Raw genomic sequence first — 24,791 nt, forward strand, 5'->3', positions numbered from 1 at the left:
TTTCTCAATGGTATTTTTGAAGTACTTTACTGAAGATCAAGTAAAGAGCTCCGCAAGAGATCCACGCCGGCAGTGTAACAAAGGACAAGAAGACATCAAATTGAATAGAGATAAAATAGAAAACTCCGAAGCTAATGGCCCAAGCTAGTAGCACGGCCATATTGAAATTGCTTTTTTTGGCTTCTGCATAAAATGGAATTATCCCAACTCGCTTGCCAAAAAAATGCTCAAATACAATAATCGCTCCGATCGGCGCCAAAATAAAGCCATACAGTGCGACAAAACCCAACAATTTCATTGCAAAGGCAGGAAAAATACCGGCTATTGTGGCGATGGTGCCAGCGATGATCGTCACCCAGAAAGTGGATACTTTTGGTATGATCGCCTGAAAGGCCAATCCGGCCCTGTAGATTGTAGGGTTGGCTGTTGTCCATCCGGCTAAGATAACGGCGACAATTCCAAATAAACCAATGGCATTATTGGCTAAAGGCCCAGGGGCGATGGGTGGTGCTTGTCCATTGGTCAAAAATGTTTGAGCCTCTGGCGTTTTGAGATATACGGCGTAGAGAAGTGCAGCGGCAATCCAAGCCATATAGTGACCTACATACATTCCGGCGGCTGTAGTCCAACCCGATGACGATGATCTTGCAAAGCGAAAGACCGAGAGATCAGACATGCCCACATGCATGGCAGCATTTGCGAACCATGACCATAGTACTACATGCCAAAACGTAAACTTCACTTGGCCAGGGAAAGGTTCAGAGCCTTCTCCCCAGATGTTCCAGAAATCATCAAAATTTCTCACCCCAAGTTGATTTAAGGCAACAATACCACAAGCTAGAAATGCCAAAACAATGATTGGAGACATCCAATTGGCCGCTTGAGAAACAGTGCTATACCCTTTTGCTGCAATGATCGAAATGACCGCTCCCACTATGATGACAATGACGATCCAGGTTATGCCATTGGGCATCGTATCGGTTAGTTTTGGCATTTCCATATCAAAGGGCACGCCTACGGCAGTCGCCGACACCGTGATCATCGCTCCGGCGAGGAAACAAAATAGAATTCCATTTGCCAGATTGTAGGTGGTCACTAGATTTTTACCACAAATTTTTTCCAAATGATAGTAAAGTGTGAGTCTGTGTTTTACGGCAATTTCAGCAGTAAAGAAGCGCCAGCTCAGCACGGCTAGCAAGTTACCGATCAATAGGCCAATGATAAGGTCAAAAGCGCTTACACCAGCAGTAAGGAAAAGCGGTCCGATCATAAACTCGGTTCCAGCGGCATGTTCTCCTGCATACATGCCTAGAAAGCTTTTCCAACCTTTCCAACTATACTTGGGGACTGGTGTTCTTTCGAATTCACCCCCGGCTATTTCCTCAATTTCTTCTTCAATATTGAATTGACTCATGCTAGGCTGTTTTTAGGATTGATCGACCAAATGATCTGGCAAGTCGGTTACTTTTTCGCAGCAGAGCTGCTCCATTATCTGTTGTAATTGGGTTTTTAGGATACTTATAGTATGATCACCTCCTGTTTTTCCCAAGGCGGCAACTCCATACATGAATGACCTGCCCATAAATGTAAATTTGGCACCGCTTGCCATGGTTCTGGCCACATCTGGCCCCGATCGTACGCCACTGTCCATCATTATGGTGATCTTGTCACCATACTTCTTTGCTATTTCGGTTAACGGCTTTATGGTAGATTGCCCGGCATCTAATTGCCTTCCGCCATGATTGGAAACGATGATCCCGTCGAGACCTAGTTTAATGGCGCGCTCTGTGTCGACCTCGCTAGCCACGCCTTTTAAGACGATCCTTCCTTTCCAAAGGTCTCGAATAGGCGCAATTTTCTCTTCATTCAATCTTCCGCTGAATGTTTGATCCATAAACTGGCCAAGGGCACTCAGATTCATGTTCTTTGGCATATAGGGTTTTAAAATTTCAAAGTTCGGCTGGCCTTGAATAAGTGTTTGCAATGCCCAATTTGGTTTACCTAATATCTGCAGGATATTTTTTACAGACATTTTTGGGGGCATCGCTAAACCGTTTCTAATATCTCTTGGCCGATATCCGAAAGTTGGCACATCGCATAGTAGCACCAATATTTCGTTGCCGATTGCTGCGGCTCTTTTCAAAATATCATCTCTTAACCTTTCTTCGGTAGGGTGATATAACTGGAACCATGCCTTGCCCTCAGTAATTTCTCCAATGCGTTCGATACTACTGGTGGTTACCGTGCTCAATACAAAGGGGATATTGTGTTGAAAAGCTGCTTTGGCCAATATTTCGGGAGCATTGGGCCACATCAGTCCTTGAAGCCCAACGGGTGCTATTCCGAAAGGGGCATCATAGGTCTCACCAAACAAGGTCGTTTTCATATCCGAGCCTTTGTGTAAACTGAGATATTGTGGTTTGAGTTCTACTTGCTGGAGGTCCGATCGATTCCGATGCAAATTCACATCCTCATTACAACCTCCATCGAGGTATTCGAATGCAAATTTTGGGATACGCTTCTTGGCCTTTGATCTGAGATCATCAATCGATGGATATCGTTTATCGTAGTTCCACATCATATTAATTTGTCGTTTGCAGAGGAACAAGCTTTTGTAACTTGTAGTTGTTCTTTAAAAACCTTCTGTCCAATTTTTGATTGCCGATCACCATAGCCGCTCCAAGTGCTGACCCCAACGGAGATCTCGTGGTTCTCACCTTATGATCTTTAAAGTGATTGGCCATCAGGGTCACAAAAATGTGATTGTCGGTGAAACCGCCATCGATGTATATCTTTTTGATACTCGTATTTCCGATGGCCATTTTTATGGTTTCAAACTGAAGTTGCATTAGTTCGATCATCAACTGATGATAGGCTTCTTCAAAGGTGGCAAAAGCCGCTAATTGGGTTCTTTCGATCTCTTTTCGTTTTAGCAGGATACTTTCAAAGTGGAAATGGATATCCTCACGGGAGATCAACTTATGGTATATGTCAGAATTGAATTTAATTCCTTGATGATAGCCATATGGTTTTTGAAAGTGGTCGCTAATATTTTTTACCTGTAACTTATATTCGTTCCCCATAAAAAATCGCGTTGCCTTTATTCTTTTGCCATCAACACTCATATAATTGAGACAATTATTTTTTAGGTCCTTTGTTGTCAATGGTTCATCATTAAAGGGATTTAGAGCAACGCTCCATGTTCCGGTCGAAAGTAATAGAAACGGTTTTTTCTCGCTTAGCAAATAGGGGATCAAGGCCGCGGAGCTATCATGAATACCAACCCCGACAGCATACTTTTTGCCTTTGTAATCGATTTTGATACTGGTTTGTGTTGGGACGATAGGGGGTAGGACGCTATGGAGTCCTTCCGCATAGACCCAATGGTGATAATCCTTTTTGTTGTAGTCCCATAGTCCGGTGTGGCAACCGATACTGGTGTATTCGCTTAGCGGGATTCCTGTAAATAGATAGGATAGATATTGTGGAAAATGAAGGGAATATTTTATTTTTTCGAATATCTCAGGGCGAGTTTCTTTGAGCCAGAAAAGCTGCATGCCCGAATTGAGCATTCCCGATGTGGGTGATGCTGTGTCCGTGGCTATTTCAGTAGCATCGCCGTGATGTGAATGAAATTTCTGGACAACTTCACTGGGGATAGGCTTTAGGTAGTTGTAGAGCGGCGTAAGCACCTTTCCGTTGGCATCTATGTGAACAAAACTAGCTCCATACGTTGAGAAATTGATTTTTTTAATGTTGAACTTCTTAGCATTTAAGACGCTGTCAAAGACCGAAAGAAGCCATTTCTTCAACTCGGTCAAGTTTTCGGTAGGGTGTCCATCTTCATCTTCTATCTCATCAAAACTTGTATATTCCCTGTGCACTTCGTTATAATCATCGTCGAATAGAAAGAACTTTTTATTGGTCTTACCAATATCAAAAACTGCTGTTACTTTCTGTCTTTGCATGATATGAGTTCCTTTAGAGGCCAGTGGCGACTGTTTTTGTGCCACGTTCATCGATAAGGCTTCTTCGTACCGCTAACTCTCGATAAGCATCTACTGGATATAGGGCGGCATTGTTTAGAAGACGTGCTTCTCTTACCAGTGGTCTCACATCTGTACGATATGCGTTTTGCAAAATTTCTTGGCATAGGACCACATCATGATCTTGCTGAGCCTGTCTAAGCAGATTTTGATCGATCAACAGGGCTTGGGCATAAGCTATCATAATAGCCTCTAACGACTGAATTAGATCTTCGAGTGGATCCTTAACGTTATGGCTGGCATCGATCATCCAAGCCGGTGTTGGATTTTGTGAATTTTTTTCCATTCCGAAGACCAACTCGTTAAAGATCAAAAATAGTGCATAAGGTTTAATAGAACCTACTGTAAGGTCATCATCGCCGTATTTACTATCGTTAAAGTGAAATCCTCCTAGTTTTCCTTTCATCATCAAGGTGGCTACGATCTGCTCGATATTCGTATTAGGCAAATGATGACCTAGGTCGACTAGGGTGAATGCTCGTTCTCCGCATGCATTGGCCAGCATAAATGAAGTGCCCCAATCTTGAATGACCGTACTGTAAAAATTAGGCTCGTAAGGCTTGTACTCTATAAAGAGTTTCCAATCCTCAGGCATTGCCTTATAGATATGTTGCAAGCTCTCTTGTGTGAGTTTCAAGGCCGATTGAAAATTTTGTTGACCTGGAAAGTTACTGCCATCGGCTAGCCATACGGTAAGGCTTTTTGAACCTAGCGCATTTCCTAATTTCACTACTTCGATGTTGTGCTCAATGGCTTTCATTCGGATCACTGCATCGGCATTGCTGAGTGAACCGAACTTGTAGCTCATTTTCATGTCGGGTTGGTCCTGAAAGGTATTTGAGTTTACAGCATCAAAAAGAAGCTTATTGGATTTAGCAATTTCCTTGATGGCCGAAATATCTTCCGGAATGTCCCACGGGATATGCAAAGAAACGGACCCCGCAGCATTTGTCAACAGATGAAGAATTCCGATATCATCTAGCTTTTCTTCAAGTGAAGCAGGCTCACCGGCATATGAAAACCGTCCAAAGCGGGTTCCGCCTGCTCCTAGGGCCCAACTGGGGATAGCTACTTGAAAGTCGCTTAGTTTTTGGAGGATCCAGGAGACATCGACCTCTCTTTTGATCAACGAATTGCTCAAAAAACTGAACTCGCGATGATGTTCATCACTTTTCTGTTTGTTGATCTCGCTTATTTGATTTTGATGTATTCTCATATATTCTTAGCAGTTTACCTTACAAACGCATTGGCCATACCACCGTCTACATTGATCGTGTTACCGGTACTTTTATCTAAGATAGCACAAAGTGAAAAAACCGCATTCGCTATATCTTCCGGTAGGATTATTTCATTCAATAAATTGCGTTTGGCGTAGTGCGATGGCAATTCATCAACAGAGATGCCGTATGCCTTGGCGCGCCCTTCGGCCCATTCACCTTCCCAAATCTTACTACCTATTATTACACCGTCTGGATTAACAGTGTTCACTCGAATCTTATACTTTCCAAGTTCCGAAGCTAAAAGTCGTGTCATATGCTGTTGTGCAGCTTTGGCCGTACCATAACCAACATTATTTGGACCAGCCACCAACCCATTCTTACTGGCAATATTTATTATAGAGCCTCCTCGGCCTTGCTTCTTCATGATGTTCACTCCATGCTGCACCATAAGAAATTGTCCTTTGACCAGCACATCTTGTAGCAGATCCCATTCTTTCACTGAAGTGTCTTCAAGTGGTTTGGAAATTGCCAGACCAGCAGAATGGACAATGATATCTACACCACCAAAATCGATACTCGCTTTTTTGTAAGCCTTTATAATGGCATTCTCATCAGTCACATCACATTCGGCAACCGAAGCCTCATCTTTATTAAATGACTTCATCGCTTCGATAAGGTTCTTTTCATCTAGGTCAGTGAGCAACACATTGGCACCTTCCGCCACCAGCTTGTCGGCGATTGCCTTTCCAATACCACCAGATCCACCAGTAACTATAGCTATTTTTCTCGATAATGGTTTTTCGGGAGGCATTCGTTTGAGTTTCGCCTCTTCTAGTAACCAATATTCGATGTTAAAAGCTTCTTGTCTCGGCAAGGCCGTATATTCTGAGATTGTTTCAGAGCCTCTCATAACATTGATGGCATTCACGTAAAACTCACTCGCGACTCTGGCGGTTTGTTTGTTTTTGGCAAAGGTAAACATGCCTACTCCGGGATAGATGATCACCACAGGATTGGGGTCGCGCATGGCAGGGCTATTGGGATGCTTGCAGCTTTCATAATAGTCGGCATATTCTTTTCTATATTTCTCAAACTGCGGTTCTATCATTTTTAATATTGCTTCTGTATCTTCCAGTGGATAGTTTGTGTCGATAGATAATACCAGAGGCTTTATTTTAGTTCGTAAAAAATGATCTGGACACGAGGTGCCCATAGCCGCCAGTCTTTCTAGATCATTGCTGTTGATGAATTCGAGCACTGCCTCAGTGTCGTTAAAGTGCCCGACCATAGCTTTTTCGCTACTGCACAATCCTCGGAGAACAGGAGCTAGCATTGCCGCCTTTTCTTGACGGACATCTTCAGGAAGGCTCTCGACCCTAGATCCGCCAAAAGAAGGACCTCTTTTTTCTGCTTTTTCTTCAATATAGTTCGCTGCAGCATCGATTACTTCCAGACTATTTATGTAACATTCATAAGAGGAATCACCCCAGGTAAATAATCCGTGATTACCTAGCACAATTCCCCGAATGCCAGGATTTTCTTCCAGGCACTTTTCCAATTGAAGTCCGAGATCAAACCCAGGGCGTTGCCAAGGCACCCATCCCATGGTATCTCCCCAGATCTCTTTTGTGATCTTTTGCCCGTCCTTTGCGGCTGCGATTGCTATGAGTGCATCGGGATGAAGATGGTCTATATGTTTAAAAGGCAGCAATCCATGCAGAGGAGTATCGATCGATGGTGCTTTACTGTTCAAATCGTAAATACAATGATTAAAAAGAGCGACCATTTCGTCTTCATGTTCAATGCCTCTGTAGACAGTTTTCAAATTTCTTAAGCGTTCTGTGTACAAGCCTGCGATTCCTTCTCTTGTCAAAGTTCCTATGTCTCCTCCAGAACCTTTTACCCACATTACTTCTACCGTATTTCCAGTGAGCGGATCCTTTTCCAGCGTTTTGCAGCTCGTATTACCCCCTCCGTAGTTGGTTATCCGCAAATCGGCGCCTAAAATATTCGAACGATATAGGAATAACGCAAGCTCGTCTCCTTCTAGTTTTTTAGAATGATCGTGATCCCATAGGTAATTTACATTCCGGAAAGTTTTGGCATTGATGTCCATTCGGGTTTTTTTAAATTGAACTATCTCGATATCACGAAAGTATTGTGGCATTCACTATTCTCCATCCTGCACTGTACTGTTCTTTGAAATTATATTTTCATAATTCAATAGAAAATTATTTAATTTTTTGATGAATATTTATGTAAATGGCTTTTATTTTCACTTTTATCAATTAAATTGGCATTTGATAAAGAAAAGTCAGGATGGAATCCTTAGCACATATGGAAATTGACCATAACTCGCGAATCCCCAAATACAAACAAGTGATCGATTCTATAGTTAAAGGGATCGCTAATGGAAGTTTTAAGATCGGCGAGAAAATCCCATCTATAAATGAGATAAGTGAAGAATACTATTTGTCGCGCGACACGGTTGAAAAGGCTTATAGCCAGCTGAAAAAGAGCAATGTGATCGTTTCGGTGAAAGGGAAGGGTTACTACGTTTCCAAAACAGATCTTGACAGCAAGGTTCGGATACTCTTTTTGGTCAATAAACTCAGTTCTTACAAAATGCGCATCTACAACGCTTTTAGGCGCAAAGTAGCCTCAAAGGCCAAGATCGATCTTAAGATATACCATTGTGAAGAGCAGATCTTTTTGAATATACTTGAAGAGAACATTGGCAACTATGATCATTATGTGGTCATGTCACATTTTATCAACAGCCATCAAGAGCATGTTGGCCATACGGATGAGGTTCTGGCTGCTTTGAGAAAAGTGCCCTCCAAAAAACTCATATTGGTAGATAATAGATTAAACGAAATTGAGAACTGTGTTTCGCAGATCTATCAAGATTTTGAAAAGGACATCTTTGGTGCCTTGAATCAGGCGATCAATAAGCTCAAAAAATATGACAAACTAATTCTGGTGTATCCAGAGAGATCTGTCTACCCTTATCCAAAGGAGATTCTCAGCGGTTTTAAGCGTTTTTGCCTTGCTAATGCATTTGAATTTGAAGTTCTTGATCAGATATATGAAGGAATGGAATTTCAGTCAAGAGATGCTTACATCACCATTGAAGAAATGGATCTTGTAAATCTATTGAAGCAAGTAAGAGATCATCATTTGGAAATAGGGAAAGACATTGGGATTATATCTTACAATGACACCCCTTTGAAAGAATTATTGGACATCACCGTGATAAGTACCGACTTTAATGCTATGGGCGAAAAAATTGGAAACATCCTGCTCGATGGCAAAGGTGAAAAACTAATTAAAAACCGCTTCAGTTTTATCGACAGAAAATCTATTTGATCAGGTACTAGACTTTTCGATTCTCTCCATTAAAATTACTCTTCATCAACTTTCTTGCAGTACAGTACAGGATGGATAATATTTAACCCTATCTTAATATTGTTGATAATAATGCAAAAAGAACGACTTTTTTATAGCTATTTATCAGTAAATGAGTTTTTTTTTGAATAATCGACAATAATCAAAGCTAACTGTTTTATAATGAGGAATTTGCAATTTAAACAATTTAAGAAAACCGGACTATGGTTACTGGTCCTTAGTTTCATTTTTGTAACCCACCAAATAAAGGCAAATACCGATCAAGATCGAATTATTTCCGGGACTGTGATATCCGAGGAAGGAACACCACTTCCAGGGGTAAATGTGATCGTGAGGGGAACCAGGATAGGTCAAACTTCAGATTTTGATGGCAATTATAGAATCAATGTTCCGGTAAATGCCGAAATCTTGGTGTTTTCATATATAGGATTTCAAACCCAAGAAGTGACCATAGGGACGCAGACCGTGATCAACATTACCATGAAACCAGATGCGACCAATTTGGATGAAGTGGTTGTGATCGGTTATGGGGAGCGAAAGCGGGAAGAACTTGTTGGAGCGGTTTCAACGGTTCAATCCACTACTATTGAGAATCAACAGGTGCCTACTTTCGAACAAGCTTTGATTGGGCAGGTTTCTGGTGTTCAATTTAGAGATGGTGGTGCCCCAGATGGAGGACCTCAAGTAATAGTCAGAGGACTTTCAACCTTCGGAAACAACAATCCTCTGTATGTGATCGATGGTTTTCCAATAGGAACAAATGCGGGGGTACAGCGTGACAACTACTTGCTCAATTCGATAAACCCTGCTGACATAGAGTCTGTAAGTGTTTTAAAAGATGCTGCCTCAAAAGCGATATATGGATCGCGAGCCTCTAACGGTGTCATCATTATCACCACCAAAAAAGGAAGACGAAATAGAAAACCAGTGATTACGATGAGCACCAATGTTGGCTTTCAGAATGTCCCTGAATACGAAGCACCACCAGTTCTCAATGCCGCTGAATTAGCGCAATATACACTAGAGTATTTTGAAGACCAGGAGGCTGCGGGATCCCCCTTAGGCGGCTTACAACAAAACCAACGTGCTTTTTTGCTTGGAACTAATGATTATGGTGAAGATAACGATTGGTTCGACCTCATTACACGTACAGGATATGTACAGAATTATAACATAGCCGTTTCGGGAGGTAGCGAACGCTCTAGGTACAGCGTATCACTAGCAATGCAAGATAGAGAAGGTATTATCATTAACAGTTCTTTTACACGATATTCATTGAATTTTAATTTCGACACACAGATCAGTGACAAATTGCGATATGGATTGAACTTTGCTCCGACAAAATCCATTGCTACAGGCGGGCGTACAGATTCGGCAGCTGGTAATTTCAGGATATTCAATGCGGTGGCCTTGTCTGCATGGACGGATCCAACAGCACCCTTACGTGATGAGGATGGAAGGCTAACAGCGGTAGCCGACGGGAACTTAATATTCCGGTCGAGAAATCAAAATCCGGTAACATTAATGACCGAAAGAATTGATGAGAGACGATCGGACATATTACGACTCGGTACATTTTTAGAATATACGATCGTTCCTGGACTAAGAGCTAAAACCTTTGGTTCAGTGCAACTGGTGGATAGAAGAAACAACTCATTTACACCATCACGCTTCCCTGGAAGTAGCTTGTTTGCAAGTTTAGATGGTACAGGCAGAGCTACAGCGAATGTATTTGAACTTAACAATCTCAATATGGTTTGGGAGAATACCCTGAACTACCGAAAGGCATTCGGACAAAATGATGAACATCAAATCGATCTGTTGGCTGGTTTTAATATGGAGAAAAGACAGTCATCAACGACCACAGCAAATTCTGCCAATCTTGTGGATGAGAATATTAAATTGCCAAGTGCAAACAACTCTGTAGAACCTCAAGATTTTACCGGAGGTTCTGCCACCGAAGCGAACGGTATCATTTCAATTATTGGAAGGGCGGATTATAATTATGATCAACGTTATTATTTTACCTCTACTTGGCGAAGAGATGGTTCTTCCAAATTCGGACGTGACTCCAGATATGCCGATTTTATCTCAGGCGGATTGGCATGGAGGATCTCTAACGAATCGTTCTTCGAATCTTTGAAGCCGACTTTTTCAGAATTTAGAATTGAAGGAGGATATGGTCTAAGTGGGAATAATAGCAATATAGGTAATTATACTGCACAGGGAGCCATAGCACAAGGAAACGACTATAATTTTGATGGTGTAAATGCTCCAGGGGCGAACGTGAGCATTCTACCGAATAGGCAGGCGCGTTGGGAAGAATCCAAAGAAATAAACTTTGGTGTTGATCTCGGATTTTTTAATAACCGAGTTTTCCTCACTGCTGATTATTATGACTATACTTCAATTGACTTCCTATTTAGCCAACCATTACCAAGAACTAGTGGTTTTGGAAGTATTGTTTCTAATTTAGGGGAAATTCAGAATAAGGGTATAGAACTAGAGCTGACCACGAGAATTATAGAAAAGAAGGATTTCCGATGGACCGCGAGTATTAACTACACGAGAAATAGGAATGAGGTTATCGATGTTCCTCAAGAAGACAATGCCTTTTTTCCAGGAGGAAGCGATTTGAGCGGGGGCAATATTACCGAGGTCAGAGAAGGACAACCTTTGGGGCAATTTAGAGGATTGAAGGTCACTGGACTCTTTACACAAGAAGACTTGGATAATCCAGACCAGCCAAAATATAGAAATGCTTCGCAAACTATCGTCGGCTCACTAAAATGGGAAGATGTTCCAACGATTGACACCGATGGAGATGGAATTCCGGATCAAGCCGATGGCGTTTTAGACTTTGCCGATGTGACGACCATTGGCGACTCCAATCCCAATTTCATATTTGGTTTTAACACTCGGATCAATTATAAAAACTTTGATCTCACCATTACAGGAGATGGCGCTGTTGGGCAACAAGTATTGCTAGCGCAAAATCAGTACCTTTGGAATCAGGATGACGGGCAGTTCAACATTGATAGAGTATTATTGGAAAGATATCGACCTGGAGATGACCCCAGAACAAAGGTCATCCCTGGTACCGGTAGTCGATTTAGTCGACAAGCCTTCAGAAGAACCAATTCACTTCACATTCAAGATGCCGACTATTTATGGGTAAGGAATATCACACTTGGCTATCGTTTACGCGGTGACAAGTTCAACAATGCCTTCGATAGTGTCAGAATCTATTTTAGTGCACAGAATCCATTTTTATTCACAGAATATGACTACGGCGCCCCGACAGTTAACAGGGCAGCAGATAATGCAATAGTTCGCAATGTAGATAATGGGGCTTATCCAATTGCAACTACAGTAAGTCTTGGATTTGATATTACATTCTAAATAAAAACGTACCAATGTTAAAAACATATTTCATGATGAAAAATATCATAAAAACAGCTGTGATCGCTCTATTGATAACGGGATGTCAAGATTTTTTGGAAGAGACGCCCGAGGCATTTAGAACAACTGATAGCTTCTTTCAGACCGAAGATGAGATAGACCAGGGCATCGCCTCGACCTATCGCGTAAATAGAGGCATACACAATAACCTCCAATTAAGATTTGGCGAGACGAGGGCTGATAATACGAACATCGAAATTACAGGAGATGGTGGCGGACTGAATGATGACCAGATGAACGAATTTACCATGGACGCTACAAACGGTCTTCTCTCTAGTTACTGGAATGACAATTATGTTGGAATTTCAAGAGCAAACTTCGTGCTAGCCAGTATCGATGATGTCGAATATCAAGAGCAAGAAATCAAAAACGCTCGAAAAGGAGAGGCACTTTTTTTAAGAACATTATTCCACTTTAATTTGGTGAGGATTTATGGGGATATACCATATATTGATCGTCCTGGGGAAAGCCCAGATCAGATCTTGTCCGAGGAATTCATCGCACGAGACCCGGCTGATCAGGTCTACTCCGAGATTTTGAATGATGCGCAACAAGCCATTGATCTATTACCAAGCGATACCGATGATGAAGGAAGGGCTACCTTAGGAGCCGCTTTAATGTTAAAGGCTAAAATTCACATGGCGTTGCAACAATATACTGAGGCCCGACCGCTACTAGAACAAATTACCGGTCTTGGCTATTCGCTTTTGCCCAACTATGGCGACGTGTTTTTGACCAAGAATCACAACGAAGGAATTTTTGAGATTCAGTATAGTCCAGCATTGGACCAAGGAGCTAACTTTTTCACCAATTTTGTACCTAACAGAAGTGGTAATGACATTCTGGGTCCCAATGCTGCGCCTAACAGCCGAGGCAACCAATTTCAGCCAACCGAAAGCATACTGGACGCTTATGACCCGATGGATGAACGTTATCTGCATAACATATCAACTTATACCGATTCTAATAGCAATTTATTTTATTGGGTTAGCAAATTTGCAAAACCATTCGATCAAAATCAGCCTGGTCAACAGGATATTAATTGGCAGATGTACAGGTATGCAGATGCCTTACTGATGCTAGCCGAATGTTATGAAAAAGTAGGTGGTGGAGATCCAGCCACATTAGTAGGACAAATAAGAGCCAGAGCTGGACTTTCGCCCACTTTATCAGCAGCCGAATTAGCTGACTTAGAACAGACGATAGCCGATGAACGCCGAAAAGAATTAGCTTTCGAAGGTCATAGATATTTTGACCTTCTACGAACCGGTAAATTGGTAGAAGTCATGACCGCACATGGAATTCAGGAGATCGCGAATGGTCAAACAGTGACTGGAGCTGAGGCCTACCAAAACATTAGAGATGTCTTTGGGATTCCTTTCAATCAGGTACTAGAGTTTGGTTTTGAACAAACTCCGGGATGGGAATAGTCAACTGAGTTTTAAGTTAAGGTATAAATTGCGGGAGTAAGGTGTGGTTGTTTAAACGGCCATGCCTTGCTTCTTTAAACAAAAGGAATGAAAAATCCTCACAAAATTGTAGCGTCAATTCTTTTGATCGTCTTATCGATTGCATGTAAGGAAAGAAAAAAGGATGATTTCGCTATTCATGAAGACACAAGACCCAATATCATCTTTTTGTTGACGGATGATCAGCGTTGGGATGCTATAGGTTATGCCGGGAATACCGTCTTAAAGACTCCCAATATAGATACCTTGGCAAAAGATGGGGTGTATTTTAAAAATGCCTATGTCACTACTTCAATCTGTGCAGTAAGTAGGGCAAGTATTCTTACCGGACAATATGCCCGAAGACATAAAATTTGGGGTTTTAGTAAAAATTTTACAGAAGAACAGCTTGACAATACGTATCCACTCTTATTAAGGAGATCCGGATATTACATCGGTTTTATTGGTAAATATGGGGTGGGGAATCAACTTCCCGTTGATAAATACGACTATTGGAAAGGCTTTGAAGGACAAGGCACCTTTGATCAAAAGGATAGAGATGGAAATGCAACACATCTAACAGATATGATAGGCAAGCAGGCCACGGAATTTTTGGAATTGCAAAGGGGCTTGGACAAGCCATTTTGTTTGTCGGTAAGCTTTAAGGCACCTCATGTAGAAGGAGACCCTGGAGTTTTTCTGCCTAATGAGGCTTATGCCGAGCTATATGAGGATGCTACCATCGATATTCCGAAAACATCAACTTCAGAATATTTTGAATATTTTCCTTCAAACTTCACTACGAACAACGTAGCAAGAAATAGATGGGAAGATCGATTTTCGACATCAGCGCAACAACAAGAGTCCATTAAAAAATACTATCGACTGATTCATGGAGTAGACGTTGTCGTCGGAGAGATATTGAAAAAACTAAAGGAAACAGGACAAGATAAAAATACGGTCATCATATATACCAGTGACAACGGCTTTTATCTTGGCGAATATGGTTTCGCTGGCAAGTGGTATGGTAGTGAGGCATCCATTCGTGTACCTATGATCATTAATGATCCTCGTTCTAAGGTTAAAGGTACGGTGATCGATAAAAAGGTACTTAATATAGATGTTGCACCTACGATACTATCAATAGCCGCAGTAGAGGCTCCAAAAATGATTCAAGGGGAAGATCTCACAAAGTTGATGGCTGACCCTGATACCGAATGGAGAGATTCTTTTTTCTATGAACACCTGTGGAAATCTTCAAATGATTATTACATTCCAAGCACCGAAGGCGTGGTAAGCGGAGATAAGAAATACATGAAATACTTCATGAATCGGGATACCACCGATGTGATCTTTGAAGAATTATACGAGCTGTCCAAAGACCCTTTCGAGACGAACAACCTTATGGGGAATCAAGACGCGAAGATGTTAGAACAGGCGATGAGAGAAAAATATTGGAAACTAAAAAAATTAGCCGAGTAATATGATCTCTATAATTGGGAACGTTGGTTCGATTGGTCGTGGTCTATTATTGCTATTGATACCAGCTTGTATCATCAATGCCCAATCGAAACCGTACTGGCAAAATCCAGAGGTGGTCAATGTCAATAAGCTTCCAGCTCGGGCTACCTCCATATCATATCCCAATGAAAGATTGGCCATAGCGACCAATAAGGATGCTTCCCCTAGAAAACTTTCTTTGAACGGACCATGGAAGTTTCACCTTGTCAAAGCGCCTTCCGAAGTACCACAGAATTTCTTCATACCTTCTTATTCCGTAGGCGAGTGGAAAGAACTTCCTGTACCTTCCAATTGGGAATTGCATGGTTATGGCAAACCATGGCATCGCCTTACCCATCAGATATGGGAAAAGAAAGGAGTTAAAGAGCCTAATGTTCCCGAAGATTACAACCCCACGGGTCTATATAGGAAGAATATAGACCTCCCTAAAAAATGGCGAAACATGCAAATTACCTTGCATGTAGGTGCGGTTTCTTCATGTCTTACCGTTTGGGTCAATGGAAACTTTGTAGGCTACAGCGAAGACAACAGATTACCTGCCAGATTTGATATTACGAATTTTTTGAAAGCAAAAAACAATACGATCGCCTTTCAAGTATCGCAATGGAGCGATGGCAGCTATCTTGAGGATCAGGACCATTGGCGCATGAGTGGTATCACACGAGAGGTGTACCTTGAAGCTGCTCCAAAGGTACAACTTTACGACTTTGCGGTGCGAACGGATCTAGATGATAAGTACAATGATGCCGTATTAGCAATACGCCCAGAGATCATGAAATTTAAAGAGATCGATACCAAAGATTGGACAGTGACCGCACAACTTTATGATACTGATAAGCAACCAGTACTTTTGGAAGCACTGGAGATTCCTGTCGAGGAGATCTTAAAGGAATATTACCCGCAGATCGGCAATCGACCTTTTGACAATCTGATGAAGGTAAAGGTGGAAAATCCTAAAAAATGGTCTGCAGAATACCCCAACCTATACACATTGGTCCTTTCATTAAAAGATAATAATGGAAAATTGACTGAAGCTAGAAGTACAAAAGTTGGTTTCCGTGAAATTGATATTAGTGATGGACAGTTTAAGGTCAATGGTGTCCCGGTGCTGCTCTATGGAGTCAACCGTCATGATTGGGATGCTGTGACCGGAAAAGCGGTTACAAAAGAAGCGATGCAAAAGGACGCTCAACTTATGAAGCAACTCAATGTGAACGCGTCCAGGTCATCACACTATCCTAACCCACCATATTGGTATGAGCTTTGCGATGAGTACGGAATCTACGTAATGGATGAGGCCAATATCGAAAGTCACGGGAAAGGATCGCTCTTTAGCAATGTTCCTGCTTGGCATACCGCATTTCTAGAGCGTGGTATTCGAATGGTAGAGCGCGATAAGAACCATCCAAGTATCATCAGTTGGTCGCTAGGTAATGAAGCTGGATTCGGACCCAATCATGCTGCACTCTCAGCTTGGGTCAAAGAATTTGACGCTACACGTCCGATTCACGCCGAGGGTGCCCAGAATATCTATGGCTACAATTGGCCAAAACCCGAACCGAAGGATCGTAGCTATACCGACTTTTTAAGTAGAATGTATAGGCTTACGGATGACATGATCGACCTTGCCACTAAACCCGATGACGATCGGCCAGTGATATGGTGCGAGTATGCACATTCCCAAGGAAATTCTACAGGAGATCTGGAAAGCTACTGGAAAGCGATACGAAAATACCCTCGACTTGTAGGCGGCTATGTTTGGGATTGGCGAGATCAGTTGATCGCTAAAGAGAGCAATGACGGTAAGGTGCTATGGAAACATGGCGAAGACTTTGGGCAACCGCAGGCTGATCTCAATCCTGTGCAGAAAGGGTTGATCTCCGCAGATGGAAAGGTCAAATCAGGAGGATGGCAGGCCAAATATGTCTGGCAACGTGTAAAAATAGAAGCTGACAGTAATGTTAGAGGGAAATTTAAGGTACACAACCGCCATTTTCGTACGAATCTTAGCGAGTATGATGTGACTTGGGAAATTACTGAAGATGGAAGAGTGGTCCGATCTGGTATCTTGGCATCTCCTGATGTTCTTCCCAATAAGACAGGAATCCTTCAGATACCACTTCCAGAAATTCAGCCCAAGCCAGGACTTCACTATCATGTAAAGATCGCCTTTGTGTTAAAAGAAGGTAAACCTTGGGCTGACAAAGGTTTTGAAGTGGCCGCCGAGCAATTCCTTTTACAATACATCCCGAAGAAAGACACCTTGGTAACAGAACCAACTACAACTTTAGAAGAAACGGATTCACACATTACTATTTCGGTCAATGATATAGCCGTTGTCTTTGATAAAATAAATGGGGAGCTTATAAAATATGCTTTGAAAGGTGAAAATTTTATCAGTGTAGCTCCCAGGCCCAATTTTTGGCGCCCTCCTACAGACAATGACTTGGCTTCGGGTATTATGAACCGGCAGAAATTTTGGAAGGGAGCTTCCAAAAGTCTACGATTAGCCAGTATTTCATCCGAGAAGAATTCGCATACAGTTAAAGTGAAAACAAGGCATGAAACAGGGGATACCAAATTGGTAGTGATGCAGCAATATACGATTCACAAAGATGGTTCCATGCAACTGGACTATCAGTTGGAGCCGGCGGCAAATCTCCCTGAAATTCCTCGCGTTGGCTGGCAGCTACAAATTCCGTCCGAATTTGACAAATTAGAGTGGTTTGGGCGAGGACCATTAGAAAGTTATGTCGATAAGCGGACGGGAGCCTTTCTTGGAAGATTTTCAACTTCCGTGAAAAAAGATTTCACTTATTATGTGCGCCCTCAGGAAAGCAGTAATAAAACAGATGTGTTTTGGGCAACGCTGTCCAATTCAAAAGGTCAAAAGCTTTATATTGAAGCGATATCTGAACCATTGAGTTTTAGTGCGTGGCCATTTACCCAAGATCAAATTGAAGATGCCAATCGTATTGAGGAGCTTAAATTTGAAAACACCATAACGTTAAATATTGATTATAAACAGATGGGTGTGGGTGGAGATAATACCTGGAATATTGATGCTCGGCCACATGAATCTTTTAGGATTCCTGCTAAAGCTTACCAATATTCTTTTCGAATCAAGATGGTGAAAGAATAGTCCCTGTCAGGATACAACAAGACGGTTTTTACTTTTCTTTATTCTATTTTGTGAAGTGATATTAAATTCAATGGTCTATGAGGTGGTACTTCGTATTTATGGTTTTACTGGCGTTTTCTTGTAAAGAAGAAAGGACTTCCCCTTCTGGAAAGACGCAATTATCGGTAGCCCAGGATTGGAAAGCCAATTGGGTCACTATTCAAAGCGTATTGCCCGAAAAAAATGCCTGGCTGGCTTTCAGGAAATCTTTCGAATATAAAAAAGACACTTCTCAAGCCAAACTGCGATTAGCAGTAGATTCAAAATATTGGTTATGGATCAATGGAGAGCTTATCGTTTTTGAAGGAGGTCTAAAAAGAGGGCCGACTCCTGATGATACTTATTACGATAAGGTAGATATGACCAATCTGCTAAAGGATGGGAAAAATACTGTAGCAATCTTGGTCTGGTATTTTGGCAAGGACGGAATGACACACAAATCTAGCGGTAAAGCTGGGTTAATTACTGAATTATATCAAAGTGACCAACTCATTCTTCAAACGGATGACTCCTGGAAAGCTATTTCACATCCAGCTTACATTTCTAAAAGTGAGGATCCGCAACCCAATTGGCGCTTACCGGAATCCAATATTGTATTCGATGCGCAAAAAGACGTTCCAGATTGGGTACAATCCGATTTCGATGATAGCGGTTGGCAAGATGCAAAAGTGATTTGCCAAGGTATTTGTCCTCCTTGGAATCAACTGGTGAAAAGGCCGATTCCTTTTTGGAAAGACTTCGGGTTAAAAGCTTATGGGAATACATTCAACTTCCCTTTTGTAAGCAAGGGGGATACCATAAAATGTAAACTACCTTATAATGCCCAAGTAACACCATTTTTAAAAGTGAATTCCAAAGCAGGTGAAAGAATTACCATGCTGACCGACAATTACAAAGGGGGATCGGAATATAATATGAGAGCGGAGTATATCACTAAAGAAGGTGAGCAAAGCTATGAGTCCTTGGGGTGGGTCAATGGACATATAATGTATTATGTAATTCCTAAGGGAGTAGAAGTTTTGGATCTAAAATATCGTGAAACCGGTTATGATACCGAATTTGCCGGTAGCATTGAGGTGGATGATGCGTTTTATAATCAGATGTGCAAAAAAGCAGTGCGTACCTTGTATGTGACGATGCGCGATAATTACATGGACACGCCTGGTCGTGAGCGTGCCCAATGGTGGGGCGATGTGGTGTTGGAAAGTGGAGAAGCCTTCTATGCATTGGACCGTAAAGCCGATGCCTTGACCAAAAAGGGGATGCTCGAATTGATGAATTGGCAACGTAGGGACAGTACCATTTTTTCTCCTATCCCTGCGGGAAACTGGAATCAGGAATTACCAGGGCAAATGCTCATGAGCGTTGGCTATTACGGCTTTTGGAACTATTATTTGAACACTGGCGATCTTGAGACCATCCAAAAAATATACGAACCCGTAAAGCGTTACCTTTCTCTATGGAAGCTTAGAGAAGATGGCACCGTAAACGTTAGAAAAGGAGGTTGGACCTGGGGAGACTGGGGGCAAAATAGAGACATACCACTTTTGATGAATACTCAATATTATCTAGCGCTTAAGGGCTATGCAAAATTATCTGAGGCAGTTGGAAAGCAAAATGAGGCCGATTCTGTCTATCATCTCATGAAAGGCTTTAAAACTGCATTTAATACAAAGTTCTGGAAGGGAAATCACTACCGATCAATGAATTATAAGGGAGCAACGGACGATCGTTCACAGGGCTTGGCCGTTGTTTCTGGTCTAGCTGATAAGGACAAATACGATCCGATCTATAAGGTTTTGCAAACTGAAATGCACGCAAGTCCTTATATGGAAAAATATGTGCTTGAGGCTTTGTTCATGATGGGGCACGACGATTTTGCCCTGCAACGAATGAAACAACGTTTTTCAAAGATGGTGCTCAACACCACCTATTCGACTTTATGGGAAGGTTGGGGCATCGGCGCAGAAGGCTTCGGAGGTGGTACTACAAATCATGGGTGGAGTGGAGGAGGGCTTACCTTGTTATATCAATACGCTACTGGTATTAGACCGACTTCTCCAGGTTGGAACACATTCCAGATTAAACCGCAGCCAGGACCTTTAAAGCATATTAGAGCAGTCGTTCCTAGCATTAAAGGCGATATTAGAGTTGAACTAAAGAACGAAGAGTCCTTTATACTCAAAGTTGAGATTCCCAAAGGAACCAAAGCGAGTGTTTATTTGCCTTCCTCATTCAAAAAAGTTGAGGTCAATAAAACCGGCATGGCCTATACCGAAGAGGGACCATATAGAATCTTTGAAGTTAATGAAGGGTCATACACATTTATTGCAAAGTATTAGCCCTTCTTCATTTGGCACATAACTAAAACCAAAAAATCAAGACATGATCAAAGCCGTATTATTCGGAATTGGATCTTGACGCCTATTGGGCTCAATTTGAAGGACTGCAAAAATATCTTCTCGGGCATCATCTGTAGTAGAAGATAAGGTCAACTACCTCTTTGCTGCTAACGCCTGCGCCACTTTGGTATTGTCAGTTCATGGTTATGGGCTATTTTTTCAATTCTACCGACCATTGATCGATAAATTGCATAGGCTTGATGGTGCCATCGCTACAAAACTCCAGAGGCGCACTCCAATATTGATAATCATGACCTTTGATATTGTCAGATGCCGAACCCCATAAGTCGCCTATCCAGATATACTTTTCACCTTCAGCTGTATTTAATTTCATTACATACGATTGCTGCGCTGGAATGATGGGCTTTTGCTGTATTTTTTTCCCTGTTATAAAAACATTGGCTTTGGTCAGAGATATTGCGTTTCTTCCACGATATAATTCAACTTCATTGATATAGATACTTTCATATGGATAGTCGATTTTGGGAACTATTTTAAGACGATCGACCTTTATCTGATCAAATTCAAGTTTTATTCGTTCACTTAAAGCTGTTTTCTTAACCTCCCTATTCCTAAATGTAATGTCTTTCCATTCTCGTCCTGTCCAAAGCTGTAGATCAAAACTTGGAGTTGTAATTATAGGATGAACTCTTGGATTACTGACATCACCACAATTCTCAGGGCGATTACCGGAAAATGTATAAATGGATAATTGATCTATTTTGGTTGTAGGATTGAAGGTGATTTCAATAGCATCAAATGTATCATCTGTCTTGGTCAATGTGGAATAAGCAGTTCCTCTTTTGATACCATCTATAAGTGTTGGTGCAAACTTGCCTGGATATCTATTGATATTTGATGTGAAAGTATAACCCTTCAAAGGGTTGTCCGATACATACACTCTGGCCCCAGAACCGTAATTACAAAAACAACAGGTATAATCCGTTAGCAAATAGTACTTTCCACCTTTTTTAAACATGGTTCCAGCTTCCATATGTTTGGCAATGATACCTCCGTTTTCCATTGTGGAAGAAAGGTAGTCATCGTTTAATTTTTCTACGGATACTTGATGATTTTGTATGGTGTTATAGCTTAAATAACAAGTATTATCTTCATCAACAAAAAGCCCGAAGTCTCCGAGGCCAATTTTGGAGTTTGCCATGTTCACATTGCTATTGACGATCTTGAAAGGCCCTTGAGGCGTATCGCTAGTCGCTACCCCGAATTGCCCGTCCCAAAGCTTGGGGTACCAGTTATACCAGAGTACATATTTCTTGGTTTTTTTGTTGTAAACAACATGCGGCCGGTAATAGACGCCTTCGGGTTGGTCGGGTAATAATTTGCCCTCATATTTCCAGTTTTTCAGGTCTTTCGAACTGTAACAACGATAGTGATTTTGGGTGGTAAAACCGTTGGTGCTGCCATACGAAGTGCCATACCAATAGAAGGTGTCTCCAAATTGAATGAGACGACCGTCATGCGCATCAACGATCTCACCGTTTTCGTCAAACCTTGATTTTGTGTTATCGATGGTGATCTGTTGTGAGAAACTCAAACATGAAGCAAGAAAAAATAACGAGATAAGTACCCAACCAAAGCATTTCATATTTTAGTGTTTATGAAATAACAAAGTTGAACCGATTTAATGGAAAAAGTATCCTGTACCGTGCTGATAAGGTTGAGGCAGGTAAGTGCATGATGATTGTTCAAATAACAATATGTAGCTTTATTCCAACTAGCATAAACTAAAAGAGCAATGAGAATTACCAGATATGTATTGCCCATTATAGCTATGGCATCATTCTTCATTTTGTCGTCATGTAAGAAAGAAGAAGAAAAACCATCACCGCCTAATATCATCATGATCGTAGCAGATGACTTGGGATGGTACGATTTGGCTTGTTATGGCAATGATTTTATTGAGACGCCAAATCTAGATCGATTGGCAGCAGAAGGCATCAAATTCACCGATGCTTATGCTGCCGCACCGCTATGCAGTCCATCTAGGGCAAGTTTGATAACAGGGCTACATCCTATTCGCGTTAATATTACCGAGCATATTCATGGCAATCAGCCCGCCGGTCCCAATCAAAAATTAAGAACACCGCCCATAAACCAGCAGCTGGATACCACATATCAAACTATTGCGGAAGCGCTGAAAACTAAAAATTATAAGACGGCTTTCATAGGAAAATGGCATTTGGGAGGCGGAAAATTCACACCAGACAATCGGGGTTTCGACCTAAATATCGCCGGTGCATGGAATGGGCTACCGACAAGTTTCTTTTATCCTTTTTTCACTCCTGGAGAAAAGCCTGAGATACAAGACTCCTCGAAAGAAGGGGATTTTTTGACGGATGTTTTAACCGACAAGGCTGTTCAATATATTGAGCAGCAGAAAGATTCAGTATTCTTTTTGAGCTTGAATTATTATTCACCCCACGTACCCATTGAAGCCAAAGACAGCTTAGTTGAAAAATATCGGAACAAAAGAGGAAGCGATGACGAGCGTGTAATGCCAAATATTCATTATGCTGCTATGATAGAAAGCATTGACATTAATGTAGGCCGTGTAATGAAAAAGTTGAAGGATCTGGGAATTGACGAGAATACGTTGGTTCTGTTTACCTCTGATAACGGCGGCTTATCGGTAAGGGAAGTTCCTGCTTTTGCCAAACACACACCGCCTACCGACAATGGTATGCTTCGCGAAGGCAAAGGATATGTTTATGAGGGGGGAATCAGAGAGCCCTTGATCATACGGTGGCCAGCGCTGATCGAGGGGAATCGAATCGATTCGACCCCGGTGATCGCCCAAGATTTTTACAATACCTTTATGGAAATTGCTGGAGCTTCAGAAAGAACGACCGATGGCACAAGTTTGCTACCTTTATTTAAAGGAGATTCGATGTACGATAGGGGATTGTTATGGCATTTACCGCATTACAGTCCGCAGCGAGGAAAACCTTCTACAGCGTATCGAGAGGGAGATTGGAAGCTCATTCATTTTTATGAAGACGACAGCTTTGAGCTTTATAACCTAGAAGAAGATATTGCTGAAAGTAATGATCTAGCGCAGCGAGAGATTCAAAAGCTGGAGGAATTGAAGGCTAAAATGGAAAGTTTACTCATAACCATGGATGCCAAATTCCCAGAGCCAAACCCCGATTATGTCGATGAATAGTTTTAAGTACAGGTTCTTAGTTGAGCGATGCTTTATGATCATTCCATTTTGTTTTTTGCTCTGGATCAACACTTACGGTCAAGATGCAGATTATATATTAAGATCGAATATTCCATATTATGCTGATTCCATCATAAAAACAGACTCCTATCTGCAAGAAAAATGCTTATTGGATATTTATTATCCTACTAAGATCAAAAATTTCCCGACTGTCGTCTGGTTTCATGGGGGAGGACTAGCGGGTGGTGAAAAGTTCATCCCTGAAAGGTTAAAGAATCAAGGAGTCGGCGTCGTGGCTGTCAATTATCGGCTGTATCCAAAAGTTAAAAACCCAGCTTATCTTGCGGATGCCGCAGCGGCTGTAGCTTGGGTGTTCAAACATATTGAAAGCTATGGGGGTACTGCACAACAAATTTTTATTTCTGGACATTCTGCGGGCGGTTATCTCGCCAGTATGTTAGGAATAGACAAAAAATGGCTTAAGGAACAGCACATAGATGCCGACGATATCGCAGGTGTCATTCCGATGAGTGGACATACAATTACGCATTTTACCATCCGCAAGGAAAGGGGTATTTCGGGAGAGCGACCTGTTGTAGATGAGTTCGCCCCATTGTTTCATGTCCGAAAGGAGGCATCACCTTTTTTGCTCATCACTGGAGACCGCAATCTGGAAATGCTTGGCCGTTATGAGGAAAATGCTTATTTCTTTCGTATGATGAAAGTTGTGGGGCATAAAGATGTCACGTTGTACGAACTAAAAGGCTATGGCCACCAAATGACGGAACCGGCGTTTCCTTTATTGTTGAAATTCATTCGGGAAAAGTCAAAGCGATAGCCCATCATTGATGAATGTTCGGCCGGCGATCTTTTCGATCACCCCATATTTGTTGATTGCGAGCTGCTTGAATTTATAGAT

General features: G+C 41.7%; 14 protein-coding genes. 8 read left to right on the plus strand and 6 right to left on the minus strand.

What is annotated here, in order from left to right; genetic code table 11:
- Window positions 1–4: 4 nt before the first annotated feature.
- From ACFQ1M_RS04270 to ACFQ1M_RS04290, 5 genes are read right to left on the minus strand one after another with little or no spacing between them, the layout of a single operon-like run.
- Window positions 5–1,414: a purine-cytosine permease family protein gene (locus ACFQ1M_RS04270; protein WP_386404374.1), complete on the minus strand. Its 1,410-nt coding sequence runs from the start codon at window positions 1,412–1,414 to the stop codon at window positions 5–7.
- A 12-nt stretch (window positions 1,415–1,426) separates the two neighbouring features.
- On the minus strand, window positions 1,427–2,581 hold the full coding sequence (locus ACFQ1M_RS04275) for an alpha-hydroxy acid oxidase (RefSeq protein ID WP_386404377.1): 1,155 nt from the start codon (window positions 2,579–2,581) through the stop codon (window positions 1,427–1,429).
- A 1-nt stretch (window position 2,582) separates the two neighbouring features.
- Window positions 2,583–4,019, minus strand: a complete 1,437-nt coding sequence (locus ACFQ1M_RS04280; RefSeq protein WP_386404380.1) for an FGGY-family carbohydrate kinase — start codon at window positions 4,017–4,019, stop codon at window positions 2,583–2,585.
- The gene (locus tag ACFQ1M_RS04285) at window positions 3,982–5,262 is read right to left on the minus strand and encodes a sugar isomerase (RefSeq protein WP_386404383.1); all 1,281 of its coding nucleotides are present in this window, start codon (window positions 5,260–5,262) and stop codon (window positions 3,982–3,984) included. The genes ACFQ1M_RS04280 and ACFQ1M_RS04285 overlap by 38 nt, the downstream gene beginning before the upstream one ends.
- A gap of 14 nt (window positions 5,263–5,276) precedes the next feature.
- Window positions 5,277–7,382 (minus strand): bifunctional aldolase/short-chain dehydrogenase, encoded by a 2,106-nt coding sequence (locus ACFQ1M_RS04290; protein ID WP_386404386.1) that lies wholly within the window; start codon window positions 7,380–7,382, stop codon window positions 5,277–5,279.
- A 203-nt stretch (window positions 7,383–7,585) separates the two neighbouring features.
- On the opposite strand from ACFQ1M_RS04290, the gene ACFQ1M_RS04295 reads away from it, so the two are divergent.
- The 6 genes from ACFQ1M_RS04295 to ACFQ1M_RS04320 all read left to right on the plus strand — a co-directional run bounded on the left by ACFQ1M_RS04295 (window position 7,586) and on the right by ACFQ1M_RS04320 (window position 20,628).
- Window positions 7,586–8,635 carry a GntR family transcriptional regulator gene (locus ACFQ1M_RS04295; protein WP_386404389.1) on the plus strand — a complete coding sequence of 350 codons (1,050 nt, stop codon included), beginning with the start codon at window positions 7,586–7,588 and terminating at the stop codon, window positions 8,633–8,635.
- Between the two features lie 201 nt (window positions 8,636–8,836).
- Entirely contained in the window at window positions 8,837–12,076 is a 3,240-nt protein-coding gene (locus tag ACFQ1M_RS04300) for a SusC/RagA family TonB-linked outer membrane protein (RefSeq protein WP_386404392.1), read from the plus strand.
- A gap of 32 nt (window positions 12,077–12,108) precedes the next feature.
- On the plus strand, window positions 12,109–13,566 hold the full coding sequence (locus ACFQ1M_RS04305) for a RagB/SusD family nutrient uptake outer membrane protein (RefSeq protein ID WP_386404395.1): 1,458 nt from the start codon (window positions 12,109–12,111) through the stop codon (window positions 13,564–13,566).
- Window positions 13,567–13,653: 87 nt separating this feature from the next.
- Window positions 13,654–15,066 carry a sulfatase family protein gene (locus tag ACFQ1M_RS04310; RefSeq protein ID WP_386404398.1) on the plus strand — a complete coding sequence of 471 codons (1,413 nt, stop codon included), beginning with the start codon at window positions 13,654–13,656 and terminating at the stop codon, window positions 15,064–15,066.
- Between the two features lies 1 nt (window position 15,067).
- Window positions 15,068–18,247 carry a glycoside hydrolase family 2 TIM barrel-domain containing protein gene (locus tag ACFQ1M_RS04315; RefSeq protein ID WP_386404401.1) on the plus strand — a complete coding sequence of 1,060 codons (3,180 nt, stop codon included), beginning with the start codon at window positions 15,068–15,070 and terminating at the stop codon, window positions 18,245–18,247.
- 77 nt (window positions 18,248–18,324) lie between these two features.
- On the plus strand, window positions 18,325–20,628 hold the full coding sequence (locus tag ACFQ1M_RS04320) for an alpha-L-rhamnosidase-related protein (protein WP_386404404.1): 2,304 nt from the start codon (window positions 18,325–18,327) through the stop codon (window positions 20,626–20,628).
- 211 nt (window positions 20,629–20,839) lie between these two features.
- Here the strand turns inward: ACFQ1M_RS04320 and ACFQ1M_RS04325 are convergent, their stop codons facing one another.
- The gene (locus ACFQ1M_RS04325) at window positions 20,840–22,294 is read right to left on the minus strand and encodes a family 43 glycosylhydrolase (protein ID WP_386404406.1); all 1,455 of its coding nucleotides are present in this window, start codon (window positions 22,292–22,294) and stop codon (window positions 20,840–20,842) included.
- Between the two features lie 150 nt (window positions 22,295–22,444).
- Here ACFQ1M_RS04325 and ACFQ1M_RS04330 point away from each other — a divergent pair, with 150 nt between their 5' ends.
- Window positions 22,445–23,872, plus strand: coding sequence for a sulfatase (locus ACFQ1M_RS04330; RefSeq protein ID WP_386404409.1), 1,428 nt, complete (start codon window positions 22,445–22,447; stop codon window positions 23,870–23,872).
- Window positions 23,865–24,710, plus strand: a complete 846-nt coding sequence (locus ACFQ1M_RS04335; protein WP_386404412.1) for an alpha/beta hydrolase — start codon at window positions 23,865–23,867, stop codon at window positions 24,708–24,710. The genes ACFQ1M_RS04330 and ACFQ1M_RS04335 overlap by 8 nt, the downstream gene beginning before the upstream one ends.
- The last annotated feature ends 81 nt before the right edge of the window (window positions 24,711–24,791 follow it).

Origin of the sequence: Sungkyunkwania multivorans, from assembly GCF_042675645.1 — a bacterium.
Taxonomy (GTDB): Bacteria; Bacteroidota; Bacteroidia; order Flavobacteriales; family Flavobacteriaceae; genus Sungkyunkwania; species Sungkyunkwania multivorans.